Below are 26,516 nucleotides of genomic sequence, written 5' to 3'. Positions count from 1 at the left end.
GCCCGCACCGACGAACGAGCCCCGATCACCGAACGGTGATCGGGGCTCGTCGGTTTGACCGGGGAACTCAGTTGGCGGTCGGGTAGTGGCGCTCACCCTCGCCCACGTAGAGCTGGCGGGGGCGGCCGATCTTGGTCTCGGGGTCCTCGATCATCTCGCGCCACTGCGCGATCCAGCCGGGCAGGCGGCCGATCGCGAAGAGCACGGTGAACATCTTCTCCGGGAAGCCCATGGCCTTGTAGATCAAACCCGTGTAGAAGTCCACGTTCGGGTAGAGCTTGCGCTCCACGAAGTAGTCGTCCGCGAGCGCCTTCTCCTCCAGGCCGATGGCCAGGTCCAGCAGCTCGTTGTTGCCGCCCATCTTGGCCAGGACGTCGTGCGCGTAGCCCTTGATGATGCGGGCACGGGGATCGTAGTTCTTGTAGACACGGTGCCCGAACCCCATGAGGCGGACGCCGTCCTCCTTGTTCTTGACCTTCTCCATGAACTCGTCCGCGGAGAGCCCACGATTCTGGATCTGGTCCAGCATGGCCAGCACGGCCTCATTGGCACCGCCGTGCAGCGGGCCGTAGAGGGCGTTGATGCCCGCGGAGACGGACGCGAACATGTTGGCGTGGGAGGAACCCACCAGGCGCACCGTGGAGGTGGAGCAGTTCTGCTCGTGGTCCGCGTGCAGCATGAACAGGATGTCCAGGGTCTTGGCGACCACCGGGTCCACCTCGTAGTCCTCGGCGGGCACACCGAAGCACATGCGCAGGAAGTTCTCCGCGTAGTTGAGGTTGTTATGGGGGTACAGCTGCGGCTCCCCCACGGACTTCTTGTACGCGTACGCGGCCAGAGTGGGGACCTTTGCGAGCAGACGGATGGTGGAGATCTCCACGTGCTCCTTGTTGAACGGGTCCAGGGAGTCCGAGTAGAAGGTGGACAGCGCGGACACGGCCGAGGACAGCACGGGCATGGGGTGCGCGGAGCGGGGGAAGCCGTTGAAGAACATCTTGATGTCCTCGTGCACCATGGTGTGCGTGGTGATGCGGTGCTGGAAGTCCTCGTACTGCTCACGCGTGGGAAGCTCGCCGTAGATCAGCAGGTAGGCGGTCTCCAGGAAGTTGGAGTGCTCCGCAAGCTCCTCGATGGGGTAGCCGCGGTAGCGCAGGATGCCCTGGGCGCCGTCGATGTAGGTCACCGTGGAGCGCGTGTTCGCGGTGTTCACGAACCCGGGGTCGAAGCTGACGTTGCCGGTCTCCTTGAGCAGGGAACCCACGCCGTAGCCCTTGTTGCCCTCGGTCACCTCCAGTACGGGCAGCTCGAGGGACTTGCCCTTCTCGTAGTTCAGCTCCACCTTGTCGGTGGACTTCTTGGCCTCTGCCATGATGTGTCCTTCACGGTTCGCTAGGTGTTCCACGACGGGTTCGCGGTCCGGTTCACCCCCACGCCGTCGTGGCGGTTCGGGTCGGTGCGCACCGGGCGGGAACACGATGTCATTCCCCACCAACCTACCCGTTGGTGTGATCGGGATTCCACTTGCCCACCCGTGTGCGGCGGGCTCAGACGGCGCCTGAGAGCCGTTGCACGGCGGCCGCCATGCGCTCGTCGCTCGCGGTCAGGGACAGCCGCACGTAGCCGTGCCCGGCGTCCCCGTAGAAGGTCCCGGGGCCCACCACGATGCCTAGGCGCGCGAAGCGTTCCACGGTGTCCCACGTGTCCTCACCGGCGGTGGCCCACAGGTACAAGCCGGCCTCGGAATGCTCGATCGTGAGCCCGAAGGCCTCCACGGCGGGCTTGAGTGCCTCGCGCCGCTGCCGGTAGAGGTTCTTCTGCGCCGTCACGTGCGCGGTGTCCCCCAGGGCCACGCGCATGGCTTCCTGCACGGGATAGGGCACGATCATCCCGGCGTGCTTGCGCGAGTTGATGAGCGAGGGCATCAGCGCGGGGTCACCTGTGAGGAACGCGGCGCGGTAGCCCGCGAGGTTCGACTGCTTAGACAGCGAGTACGCGCTGAACAGCAGGGACGTGTCCCCGCCGCTCACGCGCGGGTCCAGGACGGACGGCACGGGTTCGCCACCGCGTGCGGGATCCCACTGACCCCAGCCGAGCTCGGCATAGCACTCGTCGGAGACCACCACGGCCCCCTGCGCGCGGGCCTGGTCCACGAGCCGCTTGAGACTCTGCGCGTCTCGCACGATGCCCGTGGGATTGCCCGGCGAGTTGACCCACACCATGCGCACGCGCTCGCGCACCGAGGGCTCGAGCTCGTCCAGCGAGTCCGCGGCCACGGCCTCGGCGCCGGCGATCTGCGCCCCGATGTCGTACGTGGGGTAGGCGACCACGGGACGCACTACGACGTCGCCCGGGCCCAGACCCAGCAACAGCGGCAGCCACGCGACGAGTTCCTTGGACCCCACCGTGGGCATCACGGCGTCCGGGTCCAGATCGGGCACACCGCGACGATCGGCGAACCACGCGGCCACGGCCTCCCGCAGCGCGGGGGTCCCGTGCGTCGTGGGATACCCGGGGGCGTCCGCGGCGGCGGCGAGCGCATCCTGGATCACGAGCGGCGTGGGGTCCACCGGGGTCCCGATGGACAGGTCCACCACACCATCCGGGTGCTCCTGCGCGGTCCGGCGGTACGGCGCGAGGGAGTTCCAGGGGTAGTCGGGCAGGTTCAGACCGAATCCGCGGGCCACGCTCACCGGATCAGTCCTGGTTCTGCGGGGGCAGTTCCGCGATCATGGGGTGGTCCTTGTGGGTGTTGCCGAGCTTGGCGGCCCCACCCGGAGAGCCCAGATCGTCGAAGAACTCCACGTTCGCCTTGTAGTACTCGGCCCATTCCTCGGGGGTGTCGTCCTCGTAGTAGATGGCCTCCACGGGGCACACCGGTTCGCACGCCCCGCAGTCCACGCACTCGTCCGGGTGGATGTACAGGGATCGCTCGCCCTCGTAGATGCAGTCCACGGGACATTCCTCCACGCAGGCCTTGTCCTTGACATCCACGCACGGCTGCGCAATTACGTAAGTCACGGTTGACGAACCTCTCCTTCTGTTCCCAAGTCCTCGACCATTCTAGCGGCGGGCATTCGAGGCTACCGCGCCCGCGAGCGCACCAGCCAATGCCCCGTAACAATCACGGAGGCCATGACCGCCACGAAGATCACGGCGAACCACAGCAACCCCACGATCCCCACGGGCTCGGCCCACGTGGTGACCACGAGCGCCGAGCCCTCCCGCAGGTACGCGGTGGCCCAGGCGATCACGTACGTCACGAGCCCTGGGACGGCAGCCGCCCACACGCGCCGGGTCGCAGTACCGCACCACACGCTCGCGCACAGCAGCAGCGCCCCGGAGAACACGAGCCCCCACGGGAGCCACCAGCCGTCCAGGTACCAGATGTTGGCGTGCATGGCCGTGGCCACCGCTCCCGCCACGAGTCCCGTGAGCAGTGCCGTCACCAACGACGACGCCGCTCCCGGCCGTTGCTTCTCGGCTCCCCCGGGCGCGTGGTCGCCGGCGGTCTGCACGGCCGGGGCGCTCTCCCACGGGGCGGTGCGGCGCAGTCCGGACGCGCTCATTGTCCGCCCCGGCGTAACAGGCGGAACGTCTCGGTGGCGCTGAGGGTCTGCGGCACGCCGTTGGATAGCTCGTACGTGGTGCCCTGCGGGTCCTCGCCCAGGGTGATCTGTGTGGCGTGCGCCGCCATTGCGGCGCGCTTCACCGCCAGATCACCGTGGATCGCCGCTTGCGGCCGTTCGTCCGAGGGGTTCACGTCGCTCTCGATCCCCCACGTCAGGGGGACGTCCCACGCGTCGTGGGCGGTGTCCGGTGCTGACGCTGCGAGGTCCACGGCGCGCAGCGTGACCCCGTGCGTGGCCACGTGGTCCGGGTGACCGTACCCGCCGTCGTCGTCGTAGGTGATCACGGCGTGGGGGCGCACCGCGCGGATAGCTGCGGCCACGTGGGCGGCGGCCTCCTGCGGATCCGCCGCCGTGAGCGCTGCGGGTGAGACGTCCTCGGCGGGCTGCGGGCGGCCGTCGGGCCCCCAGCTCATCCCGGAATCCACGTACTTGTCCGCGCCGTTGGCGAAACCCTCGGCGGGATCGTGGGCGGGGGGCTCCCCCGCGAAGAACCGGTCCGCGAGCCCCATGGCGGCCGCGGCGGCGTCGAGCTCACCCACGCGGTAGAGCCCCAGCGCGGTGCCGTCGGTGTCCGGGCACCCGGGTTGGCCCACCTCGAGATGACGCAGGGCGGGCGGGATAACCTCACCGCGTTCGCCGCGCGTCATGGTCAGCAACACCGTGGTGGCGCCCAGCGCGCCGTAGTACCCGATGGATACGCCCGTGACGATGGCTTCGTCGTCCGGGTGGGCGTGCACCCACAACACACGAGCCCGGGCGGGGTCCACGCCCCCGGGGAGCAGTGTCTCCACCGCCCCCTCGGTCGCGTGTCCCCCGCCCGGGTATCGAGGATCGGCCACGATCAGGCGCGCGCCCGCTGCCGGGCGACCTTGAGGCGCTCGTTGGCGTCCAGGACCACCTTGCGGATGCGGATGGCCTCCGGGGTGACCTCCACGCACTCGTCCTCGCGCGCGAACTCGAGGGACTCCTCGAGCGTGAGCTTGCGCGGGGGCGTGAGGTTCTCGAAGCTGTCCGCCGTGGACGAGCGCATGTTGGTGAGCTTCTTCTCCTTGGTGATGTTCACGTCCATGTCGTCCGCGCGGGAGTTCTCACCCACGATCATGCCCTCGTAGACCTCGGAGGTGGGCTCCACGAAGAACGAGCCGCGCTCCTGCAGGTTGATCATGGCGTACGGGGTGACCACACCGGCACGGTCCGCGATCATGGAACCGTTGGTGCGGTACTCGATCTCCCCGGCCCATGGCTCGTAGCCGTCCGCGTAGGAGGACGCGATGCCCGCGCCACGGGTCTCCGTGAGGAACTTGGTGCGGAAGCCGATCAGACCGCGCGAGGGGACCTTGAACTCCATACGCACCCACCCGGTGCCGTGGTTGCTCATGCCCTCCATGCGGCCCTTACGCGCGGCCATGAGCTGGGTGATCGCACCCAGGAACTCGTCCGGAGCATCGATCGTCATGTGCTCGTAGGGCTCGTGCACCTTGCCATCCACGGTCCTGGTGACCACCTGTGGTTTGCCCGCGGTGATCTCGAAGCCCTCGCGGCGCATCTGCTCCACGAGGATGGCCAGGGCCAGCTCACCGCGGCCCTGCACCTCCCACGCGTCCGGGCGCTGGGTGGGCAGCACGCGCAGCGAGACGTTCCCGATGAGCTCCTTGTCCAGGCGGTCCTTGACCTGGCGCGCGGTGACCTTGGCGCCCTTGACGCGTCCGGCCAAGGGCGACGTGTTGATCCCGATGGTCATGGAGATCGCGGGGTCGTCCACCGTGATCAGCGGCAGCGGCTCGGGGTTCTCGAGGTCCGTGAGGGTCTCACCGATGGTGATGTCCTCGATCCCGGCCACGGCCACGATCTCACCGGGCCCGGCGCTCTCCGCAGGCACCCGGTCCAGGCCCTTGGTGGCCAACAGTTCGGAGATGCGCACGCTCTTGAGGGTTCCGTCGTGACGCGCCCACGCCACGGTCTGGCCCTTCTTCAGCGTCCCGTTGAAGATGCGCAGCAGGGCCAGGCGACCCAGGAACGGGGAGGCGTCCAGGTTGGTCACGTGCGCCTGCAGCACGCCGTCCGGGTTGTAGGACGGCGCGGGGATGTGCTCGATGATGGTACGGAACAGCGGCTCGAGGTCCTCATTGTCCGGCAACTCGCCGTTGCCGGGCTGGTCGGTGGAGGCACGGCCGGCCTTGCCAGAGGCGTAGACCACGGGCACGTCCAGGACGGCGTCCAGGTCCAGGTCCGGGTGGTCCTCGGCGATGTCCGAGGCCAGGCCCAGCAGCAGGTCCATGGTGTCGGAGACGACCTCGTCGATCCGGGCGTCCGGGCGGTCCACCTTGTTGACGACGACGATCACGGGCAGCTTGGCCTCGAGGGCCTTGCGCAGCACGAACCGGGTCTGGGGCAGCGGGCCCTCGGAGGCGTCCACGAGCAGCACGACACCGTCCACCATGGACAGACCGCGCTCCACCTCGCCACCGAAGTCGGCGTGACCCGGGGTGTCGATCACGTTGATCGTGATGGTCTCACCGTTGGCCGCGGGGCCGTCGTAGAACACCGTGGTGTTCTTGGCCAGGATGGTGATGCCCTTCTCCCGCTCCAGGTCGCCCGAGTCCATGACCCGTTCCTCGACCTCTCCGTGGCTGGAGAACGCGTTCGTCTGCTGGAGCATGGCATCGACGATGGTGGTCTTGCCGTGGTCAACGTGGGCCACGATGGCCACGTTGCGCAGATCGGCGCGCTGGGTGGTGGTTTCAGACATGCACAGGTCTCTCTTCATGAGTGGATGCAGAGGGGAATCGTGGCGATTCTACTCCCCTCCGCCACCACCCGGAGCACACGTGATGCATGTCTCCCGTGTGCTCAGCCGAGCAGTTCGGGGCGCTGCCATTCCTCACCCAGCACGTGTTCGGCCAGGAACGCGAGCACGGTCTCGTACCACGCCCGCGAGTTGGCCGGCTTGAGGATCCAGTGGTTCTCGTCCGGGAAGTACAGGAACCGGTGGCCCTCCACCCGGGTGCGCAGCTGCAGATCGGACCACAGCTCGATGCCCTGGGAGATCGGGACCCGGTAGTCCTTGTCCCCGTGGATCACGAGCATGGGGACCTGGATCCGGTCCACGAACCGGTGCGGTGAGTACACGGCGGCCTGGGCCGGGCCCATGGCCTCACGCCACTCGGTGTTGTCCGTGGTGGCACCCATGGAGTCCAAGTTCCACAGGGACGCGTGGGTCACGATGCACCGGAACCGGTCCGCCGTCTGGGTGGCCACCCAGTTGGCCATGTACCCGCCGTAGGAACCGCCCAGCAGCGCTTGGCGCTGGGCATCGATGTCCGCCCGCTGCGTCGTGGCCTCCACGAGGGCCATCACGTCCGTGAACGGCGCCCCGCCCAGCTCCTGCTGACCGCGGTCGATCATGGCCTGTCCGTAACCCGTGGAGATGGCCGGGTCCGGGAATAGCACGGCATAACCGCGGGCCACGAACGGCCACGGATTCCAACGCCAGCTCCACTGGTTGTTGGACGCCCACGGCCCACCGTGAACGAACACGAGCAACGGGTGTTCGGTTCCCTCCCCCTCGGGCAGCGCGAGCCACGCGCGGATGCTCGTCCCGTCCTCGGCGGTCGTGGTGACCTCCTCGAGGCGGCCGGGGACGGCGTCGTCGGGCACGAGACCGTCGATCCGGGTGGGCTCGGCGCAGAACTCCCGACCGGACCACGTCACCGCCTCGAGGGGGTGGTCGTAGGTGGCCCGCAGACCGTAGAACGCGTCCCCCACGGGGTGGACCGCGCAATAGGTCCACGGCTGCTCGCCACCGCCGGCCAGGACGTCGATCGAGGAGTCCCCGCCCCGCGGGCACGTGACCCGCAGCACGATCCCCCGGCCCTGATAGTCGGACGTGCACACGAAGGAGTCGTCATCGATCCACCGGGATTCCCCCGCCCAGTATTCGTCTGTGGGCACCACTTCCGTGTCCCGACCCGTGCTCAGGTCGTGGACCCACAGCGAGATCTGCAGGTTGACGCCGTCGCGCCACACGACGTCCCGCTCCAGGACGACCCGGCTGCCGTCCGGGGAGACGGGCCCGGGCTCCCACCAGTCCTCCTCGGTGGCGTCCCGGAACAGTTCGGCCTGACCGGCGCCGTCTGCCGTGATCGGCACCCGCCACAGCTGGGACCGTTCCCAGCCCTCCGGCAACCACGCGGTCAACTGTGCGATCAGCCAGGTGCCGTCCGGGGCGACCGAGTAGCGCATTAACCGCCCGGCGGGCAGATCCACGCGGCGCACGGCCTCCCCCGCGTCCCGGGACTCGGCGAGCGCGGCGGTGTCCACGAACCACAGGGCGGTCTCGGCGGCTGGGAGGTCGTGGTCCCAGTACCGGAACGGCGCGCGGTCGTAGAGCATGGGACTCGCCCCGGATTCCTCACGCAATTCGTGCAGTTCACGGTTGCGGGCGAGCTCGTCCGCCGCACCCTTGGCACTCGGGTGCATGCCCGAGAGGAAGAACAGCATGTCCCCGCCCAGCTTGGGGTCCGAGATGCCCTCGGGCATGTCCAGCACCATGCGGGCGTCGCCGCGTTCGGGGAGCAACCACAACCGGGAGCGCTTCTCGTCGTCCCCGTCCATGGGCCGGTCGGACGTGAAGTAGAGCTCCCCCGACGGCGCCGGGCACACCTCTTGGACTCCGTGATCGCCGGAGGTCAGGGGGACAGGTGCACGATCGCCGTCGGTCGGGCGGGGTACCGACCACGCGTGTTTGACGTAGCGCTTACCGTCTGAGGACAGTTCCTGCCGCAGGGCGATCACCGGGCCGTTCCGGTGTCCGCTCAATCCGGTGAGTCGTGGGGTGGCCACGAGCTGTTCGGGAGTTTCATAACGGGGTGTCATATGAGTCACATTACAGACGTGCCGGTCACGCATAAGCGCCCACGTGTCACCCCAGCCACTAACGTGGCCCTCGGCCACGTGGCGCAGCGGTGGCGGATGGGAGTGGAACGCATGAGTTCGGACAAGGGGACGTTGGCGTGGGCGGTGCGCGTCACGGTTCCCGTGGCCATGGGATACCTGCCGCTCGGGATGGCCTTCGGCGCCTATGCGGTCTCGCTGGGGTTCGCTCCCTACCTGGCGCCCCTCACGGCTCTCGTGGTCTTCGCGGGCTCGATCGAGTTCCTGCTCGTGGGATTGGTCTCGGCGGGAGCGGGCCTGCTACAGATCGCCGTGACCACTCTGCTGGTCAACAGCCGACACATCTTCTACGGCTTCTCCTATCCCACCCACCTGTTGCGTTCGCCCTTCGCCAAGTTCTACGGCCCCTATGCCCTGACCGACGAGGCCTATGCGCTGATCAACAGCGGCGTGCGCCCCACCACGCAGCACGAGCTCATGCTCATCCAGGGCATCTCCCAGTTCTACTGGGTCTTCGGTGCCGCGGCCGGAGCCGTGGCCGGCGGACTCATCTCGGAATCGTTCGACGGTTTCGACTTCGCACTGACCGGGTTGTTCACCCTGTTGTTCGTGAGCGCCCTGAGCGCGGCCTCGCAGCGCGTGATGATCGTGCTCGCTGCCCTGGCCTCCATTGCGGTGGGGCTGCTGCTGCCCCGCGACCTGTTCCTGCTCGGTGCCATGCTGTGCTACGCGGTGCTATGCGTCGTGCTCGTCAAACGCCCACGGCGCGGTCGTTCGTCCCAGACCGCGGAAGGCGGCGCCTGAGATGCTCGCAGCCATCGTCGTGTGCGCCGCCGTGACCTATTCGTTGCGCCTGTTCCCCGTGTTGTTGGCCCATCGGTTCCGCGATCGCGAGGACCTGCGGAAGATCTCCGCCCTGCTCCCCGCGGGACTCATGTTGATCCTGGTCGCCTATACATTGCTGGAGGCCGATTCAGGGGTGCATTTGAGCCGATTGATTCTCGCGGCGGTGATTTCCGTGATCGTGAACGCAGTGAGCAAGAATTTCCTGATGGCATTCATCGCGGGATTCTCCGCATATTCATTGTCGGGATTATTTCTGTAAATTGTCGAAGTAATTCGAGCGGCCCCGGAAACTCGGAGCCCCGCCGCGCAGTGAGTGAGCACACACGCCCCGCGCGCATCTGCGATGAGCCGACGACGGGGTCGCAAGCTCACTCGAACCATTAGATCAAATATTGTTTCCCTATTCTGGTGAGTGCACCCTCAACAAACTCAGGCATACCTAACCCCAATTAGGTAACGACCTTTTACCATAAGGGTCAACTTACTGGCGCGCCCCGAAAAACACCCGTAGTGTCCATATCAGTTCATCCGACGATCAGAGCACCACCCGAATCACAGGAGAAGATCATGGCCACTCTCACCGCTGTTTCCGCTTGCACCGCCACCGGCTGCGCCTTCAACGACAACGGCTGCGCCGCCCCCGCCATCACGGTGGGCGGCCAGGGCTCCGAGGCCTCGTGCACCACGTTCATCTCGCTCGATGCCCGCGGTGGCCTGCCCACCGCCAACGGCCAGGTGGGCGCGTGCCAGCGCCTCGAGTGCGTGCACAACAAGGACCTATTGTGCACCGCCTCATCGATCGAGGTCACTGCGGACGCCAACTGCGCGAGCTACGAAGCCCGCTGATCGCGGAGCTCACCGAGTAACAACTGCAGACACGAGAGGACCGCGAGTCGCATGACTCGCGATCCTCTCATGTCTGCAACGATTGATCGAGCCCCGGCAGGTTCACACAACCGCCGGACAGCCTCGGGGTGTGACGCTGTCGCTGGGGTACCGGCGCGGCGTCACGCTGCGGCGGGGGTGCCCAGCAGGGATGCGAGGTTGTCGGCGAGGTCTTGCGCGGACGACGTCGGACGATGGAACGGGACGAAGTAGACGCTGGTAGCGGTCGAACCCTCGCGCAGAACCGTGACCCCGGTGAGATCCACGTCCACCACGAAATCCCGATTCCGGGTGTGAGCGCACCCGCCGCTCGAGGGCTTACGCGTCAGCAGGTGGGCGGGGATCCATCCGTTCTCCGCGGCATCGCACATCCCGGCCAGATCGATTGGATCCACGGACACCGCGGCGTCCAGGGCCACGGCTTCGGTGTTCACCGCGGCAATGGAATCCCCGAGCCCGCGACCGAACGCCCGCACCTGGTCGACGCTCAGTGGCGTGGCACCCGAACCGTCATGAACCACGACCCGTGCCGTGGAGACGATCGCGAGTCGCCCGGAGGCCGTGTCGGCCACGGCCGCCACGAGCTCCGGCAACTCCCCCGTCATGAGGAGTTCGTCGGTCTCACCCGGGGTCAGCCACTCAAGACCCGCCAGGAAGTGTGCACTGGCCGCCACGATGCGTACGGAGGGGTCCGGAGCGAACTTGGCGATGTCCACGCGCACGTCCACGGTCTGCCCCGCCGGGGTCAGCGCAGCGGTGTCGGGCTGGGGAGCAGCAGCCATGACCATCCGGCCGTCCGGCATGAACCCGTGTGCCACGCACGGCAGTGTAGGTTGACCCTCGAGGCGGTAGGCGACCACGTTCGCTCGGCCCGCGCCCGCGAGCATGCCGTGCGCGAGCGACACCACGCGCTCCGACACGCCCACGTACCCGAGCTGTGCACCGTTGTCGGTTCGACCCACGATCGTCCCCGCTTCCATTGTGACCAATCCGACCGGGTCCGCCGAGAACATCCCGATCGCACCCGATTCGCGAAACTTAGGAAAGCCTAACCTCCCAAAAAGGTGGACGGAAGGGTTTGCGACGAATTTGATCAGATTTTTATGACCTAAATGGAGGTGATTCATGTCATGGGCATGTGCGTTAGCATCGCAGCATGCCTCCCCTACCCCTCCGACCCCGTTCATCCCGCGCCGCCCGACGATCACGCTCGCCGCGGATCGCCGGGGCCGCGGCACTGACCGGGGTGGCGTTGCTGGTCTCCGGGTGCGGGGCCTCGGGCGGGGACGCCCAGGAGGACGCGGGGCAGAATCCCGGCGCAGCGACGTCGTCCGCCACCAACCGGGCGACGAGCGAGACGGCCCGTGCGAGCGAGCCCGGCAAGGGTCCGGAGTGTCCCGAGGACGCGTGCTTCACCGTGGCGATGACCGGTGATCTCCTGCTGCACGAAGGCCTGTGGCGCAACTTCGCGGTGGACCCGGCCATGAATGAAAACAGACACTTCGACTTCGACCCGCTGCTGGCCGGTCAGAAGCCGTACCTGGACCAGGCCGACGTGGCCATCTGCGAGATGGAGACCCCGGTGGCGCCCAAGGGTGGGCCCTACTCGGCCTACCCGAGCTTCAGTGTGCCGCCGGAGATCACCGTGGCGGCCAAGAACACGGGTTACGACGCGTGCACGTCCGCGACCAATCACACCGTGGACCGCGGCACCGAGGGCGTGAACCGGACCTTGGCGACCCTCGACGAGGCGAGCCTCAAGCACACCGGCTCGTACACTTCCGAGCGCGCATCCGAAGAGCCCATGCTGCTGAAGACCCCGGCCGGGACCGTGGCCGTGGTCACCGGGACCAACAGTCTCAACGGCCAGCGGGCGGAGCACGACTGGCAGGTGGACCGGCTGCGGGACCCCGCCGAGGAGCCGCAGGCCGCGCGACAAGACATCGACCGCGCCGTGGCGCAGGCGAAGAAGGCGCGCCAGCAGGGCGCGGACGTGGTGATCGCGGCCATGCACTCGATCATCGAGTACCAGGACGACGCCGACGCCTACCAGAAAACCACGGCCCACTCGCTGATCGATTCCGGTGCGTTCGACGCCGTGTACGGTCACGGTTCGCACAGCGTGCAGCCCATCGAGCACTACAACGGCAAGTGGATCGTCTACGGACTGGGCAACACCGTCACGGAGACCTCCCCGGCGCATGAGAACAACAACCAGGGTCTGATCACGCGCTTCCAGTTCGCGCTCGGGGACGACGGCGCGTGGCGGGTCAGCGACCTGGCCTGGGCACCGAGCTCCAACACCCAGGACGGCCGGTTCCAGTGGTGCTCCACGGCCTCGGACCAGCCCAACGGTGTGTGCCGCTCCCCGCAGGAGGACCGGCAGATCCGCGAGCGCATCGCGGGGATCATCAACACGGACTCGGCGACGGCGAACGGGTTGCGGGAGTGGCGGGTCGCGGAGGAAACGGAAGACTGAGCGGCGGAACGTCCACGAGAGAAGGCCGGTTCCACGAGACCCCGTGAGGGTCCCGGAACCGGCCTTCTCCGTGCTCGTGAGGGGGGCGTCAGCCCTGCACGCCGAGCTTCCCCAGGATGATCTGGCGCACGCGTCCGGCGTCCGCCTGGCCGCGCGTGGCCTTCATGACCGGTCCGATCAGGGCGCCCACGGCCTGGACCTTGCCGCCCTTGATCTTCTCGACCACGTCCGGCATCTGGGCCATGGCGTCGTCCACGGCTGCGGTGAGGGCGCCGTCGTCGGAGACGACCGCGAGCCCGCGGGACTCCACGATCTCCGCCGGGGTGCCCTCACCCTCGACCACGAAACCGAGGACCTTCTTGGCCAGCTTGTCGTTGATCTTGCCGCCGTCGATCAGCCCGTTGAGTTCGACCACGTGGGCCGGGGTCACGAGCAGGTCCGCGATCTCGACCTCGCGCTGCTTGGCGAGGCGGGCGATCTCACCCATCCACCACTTGCGCGCCACGGCGGCGGAGGCGCCCGCGGCAATGGTCTGCTCGATCTCGTCCAGCACACCCGCGTTGACGACGTCGCGGAACTCCTCGTCCGTGTACCCCCAGTCCGCCTTCAGCCGCTTGCGGCGCTCGGCGGGGGGCTCGGGAAGGCTCGCGCGCAGTTCCTCGATCCAGTCCGCCGTGGTCACCACGGGCACCAGGTCCGGTTCGGGGAAATAGCGGTAGTCGTCCGCGTCCGACTTGGGCCGCCCCGCGGTCGTGGACCGGGTGTCCTCGTGCCAGAAGCGGGTCTCCTGCGTGACCTTCTCCCCCGCGGCGAGCACGGCGGCGTGGCGCTGGATCTCGTAGCGCACGGTGCGCTCCACGGCGCGCAGCGAGTTCACGTTCTTCGTCTCCGAGCGCGTGCCGAACTGCGTGGCGCCCTTGGGCATCAGAGACACGTTCGCGTCGCAGCGCACGTTGCCGCGCTCCATGCGGGCGTCCGAGATGCCGAGGTTCTTCACGATCTCGCGGATCGCGGCCACGTAGGCGCGGGCCAGTTCCGGCGCCCGCTCCCCCGCACCCACGATGGGCTTGGTCACGATCTCGATGAGCGGCACACCTGCGCGGTTGTAGTCCACCAGGGAGTACTGCGCGTTCTGGATCCGCCCGGCATCCCCGCCCATGTGGGTCAGCTTGCCGGCGTCCTCCTCCATGTGGGCGCGCTCGATCTCCACGCGGAACTCCGTGCCGTCCTCCAGCTCGAGGTCCAGGTGCCCGTCGAACGCGATGGGCTCGTCGAACTGCGAGGTCTGGAAGTTCTTGGGGGTGTCCGGGTAGAAGTAGTTCTTCCGTGCGAAGTGGCACTTCTGCGCGATCGAGCAGTTCAGCGCGAGACCGAGCTTGATCGCGGATTCCACTGCCTTGCCGTTGACCACCGGCAGCACGCCGGGCAGCCCCAGGGACACCGGGGTCACGTTGGTGTTGGGCTCGTCCCCAAAGGTGTTGGGGGCGGCATCGAACATCTTGGTCTTGGTGTTCAGCTCCACGTGCACCTCGAACCCCAGGACGGGGTCGAAGCGCTCGAGGGCTTCCTCGAAGGACAGCACGTCCTGGCTCATCACTTGCCTCCCTGCGCGGCAGTGGCCGCAAAGTCACGAACGGTGGCGGTCACGTCGGCGCGTTCCCGCCACAGCGGGCCGCCCCACTGCTCGGTGAGCAACCGCTCCAGACCGGCCCCGGCGCGGTACACGCGGGCGTCCTCGCGCGCCGGTGCCATGAACTGGATCCCCACGGGCAGCCCGTCCTCCGGTGCCAGGCCGCCCGGCAGGGAGATCGCGGGGATCCCCGCGAGGTTGGTGGGGATCGTGGCGATGTCGTTCAGGTACATCTGCATGGGATCCGCGGACTCGTCCACGCCCCCGATGTCGAACGCGGTGGTGGGCGCGGTGGGCGAGATCAGCACGTCCGCCTTCTCAAACGCCGCCGCGAAATCACGCTGTACGAGCGTGCGCACCTGCTGTGCGGAACCGTAGTACGCGTCGTAGTACCCCGCGGACAGCGCGTACGTCCCCAGGATGATCCGGCGCTTGACCTCGTCCCCGAAGCCTGCGGCGCGGGACGCGCTCATGACCTTCTCGATGGTGGGAGTGCCCTCGGGAGTGACGCGCAGACCGAAGCGCACGCCGTCGTACTTGGCCAGGTTGGAGGAGACCTCCGAGGACATGATCAGGTAATAGGCACCCAGCGCGTACTCGAAGTTGGGCGTCTGGACGTCCACGATCTCGGCGCCCGCGGCGCGCAGGAGTTCGAGGGACTCCTCGAAGCGCTGCTGCACACCGGCCTGGAAACCCTCGCCGCTCAGCTGCTGGACCACGCCCACGCGCAGCCCCTTGAGCCCGCCCTCGGCAGATCCCTCGCGCGCGGCGCAGGCGTAGGAGCCCACGGGATCCGTCAGCGAAGTGGAGTCGGCGGGATCGTGACCGCCCACGACCTCGTGCAACAGCGCGGCGTCGAGCACCGTGCGGGAGCACGGGCCCACCTGGTCGAGCGAGGACGCCATGGCAATCACGCCGTAACGGGACACCGAACCGTACGTGGGCTTGACGCCCACCGTGCCGGTCACGGCCGCGGGCTGGCGGATGGAGCCACCGGTGTCCGTGCCCAGGGCCAGGGGCGCCTGGAACGCGGAGACCGCGGCGGCGGAACCGCCACCGGAACCGCCCGGGATCTTGCGCAGGTCCCACGGGTTGCGCGTGGGACCGAACGCCGAGTGCTCGGTGGACGAACCCATGGCGAACTCGTCCAGGTTGGTCTTGCCCAGGATGGGCATGCGCGCCGCACGCAGCTTGCGGGTCACCGTGCCGTCGTACGGGCTCATCCAACCCTCGAGCATCCGGGACGCCGCCGTGGTGGGCTGGCCCTTGGTCACGATGAGGTCCTTGACCGCCACGGGCACACCCGCGAGCTCGGGCAACTGCTCACCCTTGGCGCGTGCCTCGTCCACACCACGGGCCACGTCCAGGGCCTCCTCGCGGTTGCGGTGCAGGAACGCGTTCAGCCCGTCGGTCCCGCGTGAGCGGTCCTGGGCGTCCAGCGGGGTGCCGTCCGTGGCCTCGATCTGCTCGAGGTGCGCGGTCACGGCGTCCACCGAGGAGACCTCACCGGAGGCCAGCTTGGCCGCGAGGTCCGCGGCGGACAGTTCTACGATGCGCTCGCTCATGCTCACTCCCCGTCCAGGATCGCCGGGACCCGGAACTTGCCGTCCTGGCTGTCCGGTGCGTTGCTCAGGGCTTCCTCCTGCGTGAGGGTCTCCCCCACCACGTCCTCGCGGAAGACGTTGTGCAACGGCAGGGGGTGGCTCGTGGCGGGGACGTCGTCCCCGGCGGCTTGGCTGACCGAGGCCACGGATTCGACGATGAGATCGAGTTCACCGGCCACGCGGGCCAGTTCCTCGTCCGACATCTCGATGCGCGCGAGTTCGGCCAGGTGCGCCACCTGCTCGCGATTGATCGCAGACATGCATGCTCCTGGTATTCGCTGATTGGTTCCGATCCAGTCTAGCGAGCGCCTACCCTGGACTCAGCACTCCCGTTCTCCCGCCGATCTCCCGAAGGGGTCCCACTTCGTGGCTCAGTCCTCCGCCCGTTCATCACGACGCCGCTCCACGCCTTCCAAGGGCACCTCCCGGATGACCCGGGCGGACGCCGCGCGCGCCCGCGTGGATCACGACAACGCGTGGCGACAGTGGGTCTCGGACTCCGCCGTGGAGACCGTGGACACCGCACTGAGCCACGTCCAGGCGGTCGTGGAGGAACAGGTGCGCCAGTACGGAGCATTCCCAGCCTTCCTGGTCACCGGCGCCAAGGACGGGGAGTTCGAACTGGATTCGGTGGACCCGTCTCGTGTGAACGATCTGGCCCCCCAGGACGTGCTGGCCGAACTGCGGGGCATCGCGCGAGAGAAGGCCTCCGGATTGCTCGTCGCCGCACTGGCCTACCCCGCCACCCTCCCGGACCGCTCCGGTGCCACCGCGGTGATCGTGGAGGTCGCCCACCGCGAACGGCTCAGCCTGGAAGTTGTCCAGGAATACAATGTCGTGGAGGCCAAGGGCCGCACGTTCGTGAACTTTGGCGATCCGCACACGGATCGAGCGGATCCGTGGTTGTTCGCGGTGCGTGACTGAGACCCGGACATCGCCTCCTCCGACGGGACGACCCGTCAGCACACCGGATAGCTCGGGGACGACCCCGCCCGGACCGGGGCGCGCACAGTCCCGAGAATCGAGCTGACGCTTCCATGTTCCCCACGCGTCGTTCCATCCTGACTCCGGGAGCCCTGGCCCGCGTGATCGCAGGATGGGGATTCTTCGTGCTGCTTCAACTCTCCGGCTCGCTGCTGGCCCCACCCGTGTCCTCTCCGCTGCTCGTGGGGGCGCTCGTGGTGATCGTGGGCGTGATCCTGTACGCGGCCACGGGCGTCGTGCGACAGGCCGAACACCTGGCCCACCGACTCGGCGATCCGTACGGTTCGCTGGTGCTGACCCTGTCCATCGTCGTAATCGAGGTGGTGTTGATCTCCGCGGTCATGCTGGGCCCCGGTGAGCACGCCACGATCGCGCGGGACTCCGTGATGGCCGTGGCCATGATCATCCTCAACTTGGTAATCGGTCTGTGCCTGCTCGTGGGCGGCCTCAAGCACGGGGACATGGCCCACAATCGGACGGGAACCTCCAACTACCTGGCGCTGCTCGTGGTCCTGAGCGCCCTGACCTTCGTGCTACCCGCGGCGCTCGGCACCGACGGCGCGTACCAGCCGTGGCAGGAGATCTCCATCATCGCGGTCACCGTGGCGATCTACGCGTTCTTCCTGTACCGACAGACGGGCGCGCAGGCCGTGGACTTCACCGAAGTGGACCCCCGGTTGCGCCCGGGTCCGGAGACCGCGGCCCGGGAGACGACGACGCGTCCGTCCCTGCGCTCGGTCCTGGCCGAGCACCGCACCGAGATCCTCGCGCGCCTGGCATTGCTCGTGATCACCGTGGTGCCCGTCGTGGTGCTGTCCCACGACATGGCCTCGCTGTTGGACGATGGGCTCGGCCGTGTGGGGGCACCGCCCGCGCTGGCCGGCGCGCTGATCGCGGCCATCGTGTTCCTGCCCGAATCCCTCACCTCGTTGCGCGCCGCGCTGGCCGGGGAGATCCAGCGCGTGAGCAACCTGTGCCACGGGGCGCTGGTGTCCACGGTGGGGTTGACCATCCCGGCGATACTCGTGATCGGGCTGCTCACCGATCAAACGGTCGTGCTCGCCGAGAGCCCCGCGAACCTGGTGCTGCTCGGGATCACGCTGGGACTGTCCCTCACCACGTTCGCATCCTCCAGAGTCACGTCGATCCACGGTGCGGCGCACCTGGTGATCTTCGCGGCCTACGGGATCACGGTGTTCTCCTGATGCGCGACTGACCTCGCTGGGAGGCCCAGCGGGGTCAGTCCGACAGCGGATCAGCGAGCCGCGTTCACCACGCGGGGAGCTCGGGCAAGGCGCTCTCGGACTCCACGAACTCGTCGTCACCGCGGGCCAGCCACCGCTGCATGCCCTCGCGGTCGGAGGTGATGAGCTGACCGCCGTCGCCGATGATCCACTCGTCCCGCTCCTCGGTGCGCAGGGTCATCCCCGGGGCACCCTTGGCCCGCATGGTGCGCACCGCGGCCTCCACGGCGTTGAGCAGGGAGTCCGGGTCCGCTTCCGCCACGGTCCACGTGGTGTCCAGGTCGTGGTGGTGCACCACGACCTCCGCGATCCGCACCGCGGGCACGGACGTGGCCGGGACGGGCTTACCGTGCAGGTCGAGCTCTTCGGTGACGATGTCGCCCTTGAGACGCTCGCACTGCTCGGCGAAGAACTGCGCGTTCTGCTTGAAGGTCTCGATCAGCTCGTCCTTGGGCAGCGCGGCGAGCTCGTCGATCTCCTGCTCGCGCGCCTCGTGGGACTCGTAGGGCTGCTGGGGTTCACCCGTGGTGGCCCAGTCGATGAGCTTGACCAGGGCGCGGGCGTTGGAGGCCAGGTGCGCGATCACGTGCGCGCGGTCCCAACCCTCGCACAGGGTGGGGCCCACCATTTCTTCGTCCGAGAGGGACTCCACGGTCGCGAGGAACATGTCGGTCTCCCGCCTCAGACGGGAGAGGTCGGAGTTGAGGCGTGCCGGTGTCATCATGGCTCCCACTGTAGTAATTCCCCACGCGAGCCAGCGCACGATGGCAGGGCTCAACACATACGCATATCGTCCGAGTCCCCATGGGCGGAGCCCCGGGCTGCCGCGCGAACCGCGCTGCTCCCGGGGCTCCGATCATGCTCAGGACACCGTGTGGGCCAACTGCTGACGCAGTTCGCGGCGCGTGCGCTGGGCCTCGGGCGAGGGCACGGGCACCGCGGCGAGCAAGCGCTTGGTGTACTCCTGCTCGGGGTGGCGCAGCACCGCTTCGCGCGAGCCCTGTTCCACGATGTGCCCGTGCTGCATGACCACGATCCGGTTGGCGAGCCGGTCGATCACCGCGAGGTCGTGGGTCACGAACAAGCACGCGAAGCCCATCTCCGCTTGCAGCTGCTCGAACAATTCCAGGACCGTGGCCTGCACGGACACGTCCAGCGCGGACGTGGGTTCATCCGCCACGAGCAGTTTCGGCTTCAGGGACAGGGCCCGGGCGATGCCCACGCGCTGCTTCTGACCGCCCGAGAGCTCGTGCGGGTAACGATTGCGGTAGTTGCGCGGCAACCGCACCTGGTCCAGGAGTTGCTCGATGCGCTGCTGCAGTTGCGCCCCTTTAGCCTCGCCGGCCAGGAACATGGGCTCACCGATCGACTCACCGATCGGCAGCCGCGGGTTCAGCGAGGACGCGGGGTCCTGGAAGACCATGCCCACGTCCTTGCGCACCGCGTTGAGCTTGGCGCGCGGGGCACCGTGCAGTTCCACGCCGTCCACGACAAGCGATCCCTCGACCACGGGCAGCAGTCCCACCGCGGCGCGGCCGATCGTGGTCTTGCCGGAACCGGATTCACCCACGAGACCCACGGTCTCCCCGGCAGCCACGGTGAGGCTGACGCCCTCGACCGCGCGGAACGCGGGGTTGCGGCCCTGCTTGGGGTACTCGATGGCCACGTCATTCAACTGCAGCACCGGTTCCACGACCCGCTGGGCGAGCGTGTCCATGGACGCTGCCTCCGCCGTGCTGCGGTCCACCACCATGGGCATGACCACGGAACGCTCGAGCGCGGCGACCATGTCCACGGACTCGTCGTTCTCGCTGCCCTGGCCCAGGTGGGGCACGGCCTCGAGCAACGAGCGGGTGTAGGGGTGGCGCGGTGCGGTGAAGATCTGCTCCGCCGTGCCCTGTTCCACGATCACGCCCTTCTGCATGACCGCGATGTTGTCCGCGAGGTCCGCCACCACACCCATGTCGTGGGTGATCAGGATGACCGCCGAGTCCAGCTGGTCCTTGAGGTTGCGGATCAGGTCCAGGATCTCCGCCTGCACGGTCACGTCCAGGGCCGTGGTGGGCTCGTCCGCGATCAGCAGTTTGGGGTCGCACGAGAGGGACTGCGCGATCATCGCGCGCTGCCGCTGACCACCGGAGAGCTGGTGGGGGTAGGAACGGAACGCCTTCTCGGGGTCCGGCAGTTCCACCATGGTGAGCATCTGCCGGGCACGTTCGGCGGCCTCGGCGGGTGAGATGTCCCGGTGCAGGCGGATGGTCTCCACGATCTGCTGGCCCACCGTGTACACGGGGTTCAGCGCGGTCATGGGCTCCTGGAAGATCACGGCGATCTCCTCGCCACGCACGCGCCGCAGCGCGTTGCCGCGCAGCCCGATCAGTTCCTCCCCCGCCAGCACGGCCGAACCGCGCACGCGTGCGTTGGAGGGCAGCAGCCCCAGCATGGACATCGAGCTCGCGGACTTGCCCGAACCGGACTCGCCCACGATCGCGAGCACCTCCCCCGCTGCGACGTCGTAGTTCAGGTCGATCGCGGCCGGAACCCAGTCACGGTCCACACCGAAGTCCACGGACAGCCCGCGCACGCTCAGCACGGGTTCACCGCGGGCCACGGTCCTGCGGGCCGGGCCGCGCCGCACGGTGGGTTCGTTGCGCTGCGCCCGCCGACCGCGCCGATTCTGCGCGCCCTCGGCGGTGGCACCCGCCGCGGCACTGCCGCCGGCGGCTGCACCCGCGGCCGCGGTTCCGTCGGCGCGACCGGTGACCGCAGCGGCGTCGGCGGCCGTGGCACCGGACGATCCGGCGGCGCGAGGGTGAGCCGCGGAGGGGTTAGCGGGGCCTTCGGTGGCCACCCGCCCGTCGCCGCTCGGCGTGCCGTCCCACGGGGCGTTGTGCTCGGCGGCCGTGGCCTCGTGCGATGACGCCGCGTTCGGGTCCTGCGCCGCGTCGTGGGGTCGCGGGGTGCCCTCGGGCTGGTTCGAGGTGCTCATCGTGTGTGCTCCATCGTGTCGAGAACTGGGCGCGCGGCCGCGGCACGCGCGCATTGCCTAGCATGGGGGTCATGACCCGAGAACCCGCCGGCGAGCCCGAAACCTACCGAGCGTCGTCGGCCCCGTGGCTCACGGGATTCCTGGTGGTCCTGGGTCTGGTGATGTGCTTCGCGGGCTGGGGCCACACCGTGGCGCACCACGTGGGCGCCGTGTTCGGTGGTCTCGCCCTGGCGGCGCTCGGATACGCGCTGTACTGGCGCCCCCGGCTCGAGGTGCACGCGGACGAGGTGCGCATGGTGAACCCCCTGCGCACAGTGAGCATTCCGTGGAGCCGGATCGTGGACGTGCGCACCCGTTTCGCGGTGACCATCGCCACGGACCAGGGCGCCCACTCGTGTTTCGCCCTGCCCTCCGCCGGTGCGGGCGCCGCCCTGCGCTCCGGTGTGGACGCCGTGAACCGCAATCACCCGATCGCCCGACCGGGCGGCGCGGTGCGCGTGGGCGACCTGACCTCGACCGCTTCCGGCGCCGCCGCGCACCGCGTCCGCGACACGTGGCAACGCAAGATCGAGACCGGTGAGCTGGACGTCTTCGCCCGGGACGCCGCACCCGATCCGGTGCGGACCCGGTACGCGCCCGGCCCGCTCGCGGCGGTCGTGCTGCTGGCCGCCGCGAGCGCCGTGCTGTTCACCGTGTGAACCGATCATCGTCCGTCCCGGCCGGTGTCCCCGCGCGTCCCGGTCTCGGCCCCGGCGTTCACCGCGGGCTTCGTCCCCGGCTCGGATGCGGTGAGCGCGTCCGGGTACTGGTCCGTGCGCTCGCCGGTCTCGCGGGCGCGCTTGGGGTTGAACTTGCGCTGGCGCGGGTCGAACGCGTCACGCAGACCGTCACCGATGAAGTTGATGGTCAGCGCGATCGCCACGATGAACACACCCGGCCACCAGAACAACCACGGACGGGTCGCGAAGGCGGTCTGGTTCTCGCTGATCAACCGGCCCAGGGACCAGTCCGGGGCCTGGATACCCAGACCCAGGTAGGACAGCGCGGTCTCCAGCAGGATCGCCGAGGACATCAACAGCGTGATGTTCACGGTGATCACACCCACGGTGTTGGGCAGGATGTGCTTGAAGATGATCCGCCCGCTCGAGGCACCGGCCAGTCGCGCGGCGTCCACGAACTCGCGCTCCCGCAGCGTGAGGAACTCACCGCGCACCAGGCGCGCGAGCGGCGGCCACGAGGCTAGACCGATCAGCAGACCCAGGGCGATCACCGTGGCGAACGTGGGCAGGTTGTGGGCGCGCACCCACGAGATGGCCAGGCGGCCCAACAGGGCTGCCAGGATCACCAGGGGGATGATGATGATCACGTCGGTCAGACGCATCAGCACGGCCTCGGTCCAGCCCCGGAAGTACCCGGACAGGCCACCCACCACGGTGCCCACGAGGCCCGCGATAAGGCCCACCACGATCATGACCACCAGGGAGTACTGGGTGCCCTGCATGGCCATGGCGAACAGGTCACGGCCCAGGTTGTCCTGGCCGAACGGGTGCTCCCCGAGCGAGGGCGGGAGCAGGGACAGCGTGGGCCGGCCACCGTTGAGCACGGTTCCCGTGGCGTCCGGGTTCCACTTCCACCATCCCGGGATGGGACCGACACCCAGCGAGGTGACGGACAGCACCACGATGAACAACAGGACGATCAGGGACACGACGGCGCCCGTGTTGCCGAAGAACCGCTGGCGTACCAGCTGCCCCTGGCTCTTGCCGCGCACGTCCTCGGGCTTCTCGCCGGTCTGCGGATTCTGTTCGACCTGCTGGGGGACGTCGATAGGTTGTGGCTGGCTCATGCTTTCACCCTCACGCGCGGGTCGAGTACGGAGTACACCAGGTCAGCGATCAGGTTGAAGACCATGGCGACAATGCCGGTGATCAGGAACACGCCCATCACCGGGTTGGGGTCTACGTTGCGCACCGATTGGATGAACAACTGCCCCATACCGGTGAACGCGAATACGGATTCCGTGATGATCGCGCCGCCGATCAGACCGCCGATGTCGTAGGCCACGAGCGTGGCCAGCGGGATCAGCGCGTTGCGGAACGCGTGACGCATGACCACGGTCCGCTCCGACAGGCCCTTGGCGCGCGCGGTGCGCACGTAGTCCTGGCCCATGATCTCCAGCATGGACGCGCGCGAGTACCGCGAGTAGGACGCGAGCGCCAGCAGGGTGATACAGATGGTGGGCAGCAAGAGGTGGGTGAACCGGTCCAGGCCGGTGATCCAGAAGTCACCCGACAGGCCCGGGGTGGAGGAGTTGGCCGTGGCGATGGGCCGGCCCCGGATGTGACCGGAGTTCACGTAGTCCGGCCACGACTGCATGAAGCGGTCCAGGATGATCAGCAGGGCCACGAAGAAGCCGGTGACCCCGCCCACGCGGGCGCCCTGACCACGGTCGTAGCCACCGGCGACGTAACCGGCTCCCACACCCACCAGGATCATCACGACGACCAACGCCAGCAGGGTCAGCAGCCCGCCCCCGACGAAGAGGGCCTGGACGGGGAAGTACAGCACGAGACCCACCACCACGGTGGCCAGCCCGGCGTACAGGGCCCGCTTGTTGCGTAGTCCCGCCATGAGGACGGTGGCGGTCACGGCCACTAGAATGCCGGTCAGTGCGATCAGCGGGATGCCCAGGAAGGGGTGCGCTAGCCAGTTGGTCGCGAGCACGAAGTAGATGATCCCGAAGGTGACCACGAAGCCCAGGACACCCATGAGGATGCGGGTCCGCATGCGCCCGAACGAGACCAGGAACCAGATGAGCCCGGCCACCACGGAGATTGCGAGCAGCGCCCCGATGGACAGTGACGGGTTCTGCAGGAAGTCGTTGAACTGAATGGCCGCCACTTCCTTGAGCAGCACCGCGAGCCAGAAGCTCGGCAGCGAGAAACACAGGAAGGTCAGGAACGTGATGCCGTAGTCCAGGCCCGAGTACTGCCGCAGTGCGGAGACAATACCCAGGGTGATACCCACGACGATGGCCAGGATGGTACCGATCGTGACCAGCATGATGGTCTGGCCCATGGCGAAGGAGAGCAGGCTCGTCACTTCCTGGCCCTCGCGGCTCACGCCCAGGGAACAGGTGTCCGCAAAGGGCACGAGGCACCCGAGTGCCCCGCCGAGCCACGTGAAGTAGCGCAGCACGGGCGGTGTGTCCAGGTTGAGGGCCTCCACGCGGGCGGGGATCAGCTGTTGGGCGTTGGGGTTTCCGTACAGGTCCCACAGCGGGTCGCCGGAGACCGCCGTCATGAGGTACACGAGGAACGATGCGCCCAGCAGGATGAGGACGGCGGTGATGAGCCGTCTGAGGATGTAAGAAATCATGATGCTGCCTCTGAACGAGTGGTGGTCACGACGCTGCGCGGACACGGCGTTCCGCGCCCGCGCAGCATCATGAGGGGAAGGACCCGGTCAACCGAGGTCGACCGTCCTACTTGCGGCTCCACTCGGAAACGTTCCAGAACACGCCGGTCTGGTTCGGCTGGTACTGGTCCACTCCGGCGATCTTGTCCGAGGAGGCCACGTAGCCCACGGACTGGAACAGCGGGAGGCCGTAGGCGTCCTCGAAGGTGTGCTTGTCCACCTCAGCGATCTGGTCGTTGCGCGAGGACTCGTCCAGGTTGGCGCGGGCCTCGTCCACGAGCTTGTCCACGTCCGCGTTCGAGTACTCGTTGTAGTTGCCGCCGCCGCCGGTCTTGAAGATCTGCGAGAGCATCTCGGTGCCCACGCCCGGGGAGACCCAGCCGTACAGGGACGCGTCGTAGTCGCCGTCCGCGAGCTTCTCGGACCAGTTGGGATCGCCCAGGTCCTCGACCTTGAACCCGGCCTTCTCCGCGGACTCCTTGATCAGCTGGAAGGTGTCCACGCGCTGCGGATTGCCGTTGTTGTAGAGGATCCGCACGGTGGGGGTCTTGCCGTCGAGCAGCTTCTTGGCGCCGTCGATGTCCACGTCCCCGTAGAGTTTCTTGGCGTCGTTCTTCTCCACGGCCTTGGTGTAGGGCTCGCCCTGGCTGGAGACGAACATCTGCGAGTTGAGCACCTCGGCGTCCTCCTTGACCGGCTTGACCAGCTGGTCGAGGATCTGCTGGCGCGGGATGGTCTTCAGGAACGCCTCGCGGGTCTCCTGGTCCTTGAAGGTGTCCGAGCCGAAGTTCAGGTCCACGTGGTCGTACGCGAGCTGGTCGCCCTGCTGCACGTTCACGTTCTCGATCTGCTTGACCTGGTCCATCGTGTCCTTGTTGACGTTGTTCGGCTGCATGATGTCCACTTCGCCGTTGCGCAGCGCCTGGATCTGAGCCGTGGCGTCGCCGATGGTGCGCAGGGTGATCTCGTCCAGCTTGCCGGGCATGCTGCCGTTGTAGTTCTCGTTCTTCTTGAGCGTGACCGAGTTGTTCTCCACCACATTGTCGATCGTGAACGGACCGTTGGACACGAGGACGTCCTTGTCGTCCGGGGTGGACGTGAAGTTGAAGGAGGTGTCCCAGGCCTTGCCGATCTTCTCCAGCTCGGGCTGCTTCTGGGGGTTCTTGGGATCGCCCTTCTTCTGGTTCTCGAGCACCTCCAACAGCTGCTCCTCGGACATGCCCGCCTTCTTGGCGACCACGTGGGCCGGCATGAGCGAGTTGGAGTCCAGTCCGATCTCCCAGTCCGCGTTGGGCTTGGCCCACTTCAGGGTCATGGTCTTGCCGTCCTCGGAGAACTCGGGCTTGTCCGTGGAGCTCAGGATGTCCGTGGAGCCGGCGATCGCGAAGTAGTCCTTGCCGGCCTTGCCGTCCTCGCTCGCGTCATTGGCGTAGCCGGAGAGCAGGGACCACCACAGCATGAGGTCGGCCTTGTCCACCGCGTTGCCGTCGGACCACTTGGGGTCCTTGAGCGTGTACTCGACGGTCAGGGGATCGTCCGAGACCTTCTTGTACGTGCCGAAGCCCTCGTTGGGGTGGATCTTCTGCTCCGGGTCCACCGTGATGAACCCTTCGCGGGTCATCTGGGCCACGTGGCCGTTGATGTCCAGGTTCGTCTTGGTGTAGCCCGGATTGGCACCCGAAAACTTGTTGGTCTCGGCGACATTGACCACGCCGCCGCTCTGGGCGCTTGCGCTGCTGTCACCGCCGCCGCCGTTGCTGTCGTTGCCGCCGCCCACGCTGGCGCAGCCGGTCAGTGTGAGTGCAGCGATTGCCGCGACGGACACGGCAGCCTTCCCCTTGAAGGTGTACTTTCCCATGACGTTTCCTCCCGATATGGTGTCCATGGAATGTGCGTTGCACCCCGGTGGTTGTTAC

The 26,516-nt window shown here is 67.8% G+C and carries 23 protein-coding genes; 7 read left to right on the top strand and 16 right to left on the bottom strand.

Annotation, left to right across the window (positions count from 1 at the left end; all coding sequences use genetic code 11):
- Nucleotides 1-67 precede the first annotated feature (67 nt).
- The 7 genes from ACW9PK_RS10095 to ACW9PK_RS10065 form a co-directional block, all read right to left on the bottom strand.
- The gene (locus ACW9PK_RS10095; RefSeq protein ID WP_064846064.1) at nt 68-1,369 is read right to left on the bottom strand and encodes a citrate synthase; all 1,302 of its coding nucleotides are present in this window, start codon (nt 1,367-1,369) and stop codon (nt 68-70) included.
- Between the two features lie 175 nt (nt 1,370-1,544).
- Nucleotides 1,545-2,690: a succinyldiaminopimelate transaminase gene (dapC, locus tag ACW9PK_RS10090; protein ID WP_144932271.1), complete on the bottom strand. Its 1,146-nt coding sequence runs from the start codon at nt 2,688-2,690 to the stop codon at nt 1,545-1,547.
- 4 nt (nt 2,691-2,694) lie between these two features.
- Nucleotides 2,695-3,018, bottom strand: a complete 324-nt coding sequence (gene fdxA / locus ACW9PK_RS10085) for a ferredoxin (protein WP_035965353.1) — start codon at nt 3,016-3,018, stop codon at nt 2,695-2,697.
- Between the two features lie 62 nt (nt 3,019-3,080).
- On the bottom strand, nt 3,081-3,566 hold the full coding sequence (locus ACW9PK_RS10080; RefSeq protein ID WP_240505702.1) for a hypothetical protein: 486 nt from the start codon (nt 3,564-3,566) through the stop codon (nt 3,081-3,083).
- Complete coding sequence (locus tag ACW9PK_RS10075; protein ID WP_144932269.1) at nt 3,563-4,468, bottom strand: PIG-L family deacetylase; 906 nt, start codon at nt 4,466-4,468, stop codon at nt 3,563-3,565. The genes ACW9PK_RS10080 and ACW9PK_RS10075 overlap by 4 nt, the downstream gene beginning before the upstream one ends.
- A gap of 2 nt (nt 4,469-4,470) precedes the next feature.
- Nucleotides 4,471-6,378, bottom strand: coding sequence for a translational GTPase TypA (gene typA, locus ACW9PK_RS10070; protein WP_064846062.1), 1,908 nt, complete (start codon nt 6,376-6,378; stop codon nt 4,471-4,473).
- Nucleotides 6,379-6,479: 101 nt separating this feature from the next.
- Nucleotides 6,480-8,504, bottom strand: coding sequence for a S9 family peptidase (locus ACW9PK_RS10065; RefSeq protein ID WP_457015771.1), 2,025 nt, complete (start codon nt 8,502-8,504; stop codon nt 6,480-6,482).
- A 111-nt stretch (nt 8,505-8,615) separates the two neighbouring features.
- Here ACW9PK_RS10065 and ACW9PK_RS10060 point away from each other — a divergent pair, with 111 nt between their 5' ends.
- From ACW9PK_RS10060 to ACW9PK_RS10050, 3 genes are all read left to right on the top strand, one after another.
- Entirely contained in the window at nt 8,616-9,326 is a 711-nt protein-coding gene (locus ACW9PK_RS10060; protein ID WP_457015769.1) for an AzlC family ABC transporter permease, read from the top strand.
- A gap of 1 nt (nt 9,327) precedes the next feature.
- A complete protein-coding gene (locus ACW9PK_RS10055; RefSeq protein WP_457015767.1) occupies nt 9,328-9,627 on the top strand; it encodes an AzlD domain-containing protein in 300 nt (99 codons plus the stop codon).
- A gap of 308 nt (nt 9,628-9,935) precedes the next feature.
- Nucleotides 9,936-10,214, top strand: coding sequence for a DUF1540 domain-containing protein (locus ACW9PK_RS10050; RefSeq protein WP_457015765.1), 279 nt, complete (start codon nt 9,936-9,938; stop codon nt 10,212-10,214).
- Between the two features lie 161 nt (nt 10,215-10,375).
- Here the strand turns inward: ACW9PK_RS10050 and ACW9PK_RS10045 are convergent, their stop codons facing one another.
- Complete coding sequence (locus tag ACW9PK_RS10045) at nt 10,376-11,233, bottom strand: hypothetical protein (protein WP_457015763.1); 858 nt, start codon at nt 11,231-11,233, stop codon at nt 10,376-10,378.
- Between the two features lie 176 nt (nt 11,234-11,409).
- On the opposite strand from ACW9PK_RS10045, the gene ACW9PK_RS10040 reads away from it, so the two are divergent.
- Nucleotides 11,410-12,732, top strand: a complete 1,323-nt coding sequence (locus ACW9PK_RS10040; protein WP_457015762.1) for a CapA family protein — start codon at nt 11,410-11,412, stop codon at nt 12,730-12,732.
- Between the two features lie 88 nt (nt 12,733-12,820).
- Here ACW9PK_RS10040 and gatB read toward each other — a convergent pair whose 3' ends face one another.
- Genes gatB through gatC form a run of 3 tightly spaced genes read right to left on the bottom strand, consistent with a single transcriptional unit; the run spans nt 12,821 to nt 16,226 of the window.
- Nucleotides 12,821-14,326, bottom strand: a complete 1,506-nt coding sequence (gene gatB / locus ACW9PK_RS10035) for an Asp-tRNA(Asn)/Glu-tRNA(Gln) amidotransferase subunit GatB (protein ID WP_457015760.1) — start codon at nt 14,324-14,326, stop codon at nt 12,821-12,823.
- Complete coding sequence (gene gatA / locus ACW9PK_RS10030; RefSeq protein WP_457015758.1) at nt 14,326-15,927, bottom strand: Asp-tRNA(Asn)/Glu-tRNA(Gln) amidotransferase subunit GatA; 1,602 nt, start codon at nt 15,925-15,927, stop codon at nt 14,326-14,328. The genes gatB and gatA overlap by 1 nt, the downstream gene beginning before the upstream one ends.
- A gap of 2 nt (nt 15,928-15,929) precedes the next feature.
- Nucleotides 15,930-16,226, bottom strand: a complete 297-nt coding sequence (gene gatC, locus ACW9PK_RS10025) for an Asp-tRNA(Asn)/Glu-tRNA(Gln) amidotransferase subunit GatC (RefSeq protein ID WP_064846057.1) — start codon at nt 16,224-16,226, stop codon at nt 15,930-15,932.
- Between the two features lie 106 nt (nt 16,227-16,332).
- Here gatC and ACW9PK_RS10020 point away from each other — a divergent pair, with 106 nt between their 5' ends.
- Together ACW9PK_RS10020 and ACW9PK_RS10015 are read left to right on the top strand one after the other, a co-directional pair.
- Nucleotides 16,333-16,890 carry a hypothetical protein gene (locus ACW9PK_RS10020; RefSeq protein ID WP_457015755.1) on the top strand — a complete coding sequence of 186 codons (558 nt, stop codon included), beginning with the start codon at nt 16,333-16,335 and terminating at the stop codon, nt 16,888-16,890.
- Nucleotides 16,891-17,003: 113 nt separating this feature from the next.
- A complete protein-coding gene (locus ACW9PK_RS10015) occupies nt 17,004-18,155 on the top strand; it encodes a calcium:proton antiporter (RefSeq protein WP_457015753.1) in 1,152 nt (383 codons plus the stop codon).
- Between the two features lie 64 nt (nt 18,156-18,219).
- Here the strand turns inward: ACW9PK_RS10015 and ACW9PK_RS10010 are convergent, their stop codons facing one another.
- The gene (locus ACW9PK_RS10010) at nt 18,220-18,918 is read right to left on the bottom strand and encodes a maleylpyruvate isomerase family mycothiol-dependent enzyme (protein WP_457015751.1); all 699 of its coding nucleotides are present in this window, start codon (nt 18,916-18,918) and stop codon (nt 18,220-18,222) included.
- Nucleotides 18,919-19,056: 138 nt separating this feature from the next.
- The gene (locus tag ACW9PK_RS10005) at nt 19,057-21,183 is read right to left on the bottom strand and encodes an ABC transporter ATP-binding protein (RefSeq protein WP_240505698.1); all 2,127 of its coding nucleotides are present in this window, start codon (nt 21,181-21,183) and stop codon (nt 19,057-19,059) included.
- Nucleotides 21,184-21,254: 71 nt separating this feature from the next.
- Here ACW9PK_RS10005 and ACW9PK_RS10000 point away from each other — a divergent pair, with 71 nt between their 5' ends.
- A complete protein-coding gene (locus tag ACW9PK_RS10000) occupies nt 21,255-21,881 on the top strand; it encodes a PH domain-containing protein (protein WP_457015748.1) in 627 nt (208 codons plus the stop codon).
- 5 nt (nt 21,882-21,886) lie between these two features.
- Here ACW9PK_RS10000 and ACW9PK_RS09995 read toward each other — a convergent pair whose 3' ends face one another.
- The 3 genes from ACW9PK_RS09995 to ACW9PK_RS09985 form a co-directional block, all read right to left on the bottom strand.
- Nucleotides 21,887-23,029, bottom strand: a complete 1,143-nt coding sequence (locus ACW9PK_RS09995; protein WP_457015746.1) for an ABC transporter permease — start codon at nt 23,027-23,029, stop codon at nt 21,887-21,889.
- Complete coding sequence (locus ACW9PK_RS09990; RefSeq protein WP_035965469.1) at nt 23,026-24,561, bottom strand: ABC transporter permease; 1,536 nt, start codon at nt 24,559-24,561, stop codon at nt 23,026-23,028. Before ACW9PK_RS09990 ends, ACW9PK_RS09995 begins: the two co-directional genes overlap by 4 nt.
- A 106-nt stretch (nt 24,562-24,667) precedes the next feature.
- Nucleotides 24,668-26,458 (bottom strand): ABC transporter family substrate-binding protein, encoded by a 1,791-nt coding sequence (locus tag ACW9PK_RS09985; RefSeq protein ID WP_457015743.1) that lies wholly within the window; start codon nt 26,456-26,458, stop codon nt 24,668-24,670.
- Between the last annotated feature and the right edge of the window lie 58 nt (nt 26,459-26,516).

Source organism: Kocuria sp. MNB10 (assembly GCF_054073685.1).
This window is presented reverse-complemented; position numbering and strand designations above follow the sequence as displayed.

Coding starts and splice junctions, on each gene's coding strand:
- gatA (WP_457015758.1), bottom strand. CDS start 15,927: ATGAGCGAGCGCATCGTAGAACTGTCCGCCGCGGACCTCGCGGCCAAG.
- ACW9PK_RS09985 (WP_457015743.1), bottom strand. CDS start 26,458: ATGGGAAAGTACACCTTCAAGGGGAAGGCTGCCGTGTCCGTCGCGGCA.
- ACW9PK_RS10040 (WP_457015762.1), top strand. CDS start 11,410: ATGCCTCCCCTACCCCTCCGACCCCGTTCATCCCGCGCCGCCCGACGA.
- ACW9PK_RS09995 (WP_457015746.1), bottom strand. CDS start 23,029: ATGAGCCAGCCACAACCTATCGACGTCCCCCAGCAGGTCGAACAGAAT.
- ACW9PK_RS10015 (WP_457015753.1), top strand. CDS start 17,004: ATGTTCCCCACGCGTCGTTCCATCCTGACTCCGGGAGCCCTGGCCCGC.
- ACW9PK_RS09990 (WP_035965469.1), bottom strand. CDS start 24,561: ATGATTTCTTACATCCTCAGACGGCTCATCACCGCCGTCCTCATCCTG.
- ACW9PK_RS10095 (WP_064846064.1), bottom strand. CDS start 1,369: ATGGCAGAGGCCAAGAAGTCCACCGACAAGGTGGAGCTGAACTACGAG.
- ACW9PK_RS10080 (WP_240505702.1), bottom strand. CDS start 3,566: ATGAGCGCGTCCGGACTGCGCCGCACCGCCCCGTGGGAGAGCGCCCCG.
- ACW9PK_RS10010 (WP_457015751.1), bottom strand. CDS start 18,918: ATGATGACACCGGCACGCCTCAACTCCGACCTCTCCCGTCTGAGGCGG.
- gatB (WP_457015760.1), bottom strand. CDS start 14,326: ATGAGCCAGGACGTGCTGTCCTTCGAGGAAGCCCTCGAGCGCTTCGAC.
- ACW9PK_RS10065 (WP_457015771.1), bottom strand. CDS start 8,504: ATGACACCCCGTTATGAAACTCCCGAACAGCTCGTGGCCACCCCACGA.
- ACW9PK_RS10060 (WP_457015769.1), top strand. CDS start 8,616: ATGAGTTCGGACAAGGGGACGTTGGCGTGGGCGGTGCGCGTCACGGTT.
- ACW9PK_RS10005 (WP_240505698.1), bottom strand. CDS start 21,183: ATGAGCACCTCGAACCAGCCCGAGGGCACCCCGCGACCCCACGACGCG.
- ACW9PK_RS10050 (WP_457015765.1), top strand. CDS start 9,936: ATGGCCACTCTCACCGCTGTTTCCGCTTGCACCGCCACCGGCTGCGCC.
- gatC (WP_064846057.1), bottom strand. CDS start 16,226: ATGTCTGCGATCAATCGCGAGCAGGTGGCGCACCTGGCCGAACTCGCG.
- ACW9PK_RS10055 (WP_457015767.1), top strand. CDS start 9,328: ATGCTCGCAGCCATCGTCGTGTGCGCCGCCGTGACCTATTCGTTGCGC.
- ACW9PK_RS10000 (WP_457015748.1), top strand. CDS start 21,255: ATGACCCGAGAACCCGCCGGCGAGCCCGAAACCTACCGAGCGTCGTCG.
- typA (WP_064846062.1), bottom strand. CDS start 6,378: ATGTCTGAAACCACCACCCAGCGCGCCGATCTGCGCAACGTGGCCATC.
- ACW9PK_RS10045 (WP_457015763.1), bottom strand. CDS start 11,233: ATGGAAGCGGGGACGATCGTGGGTCGAACCGACAACGGTGCACAGCTC.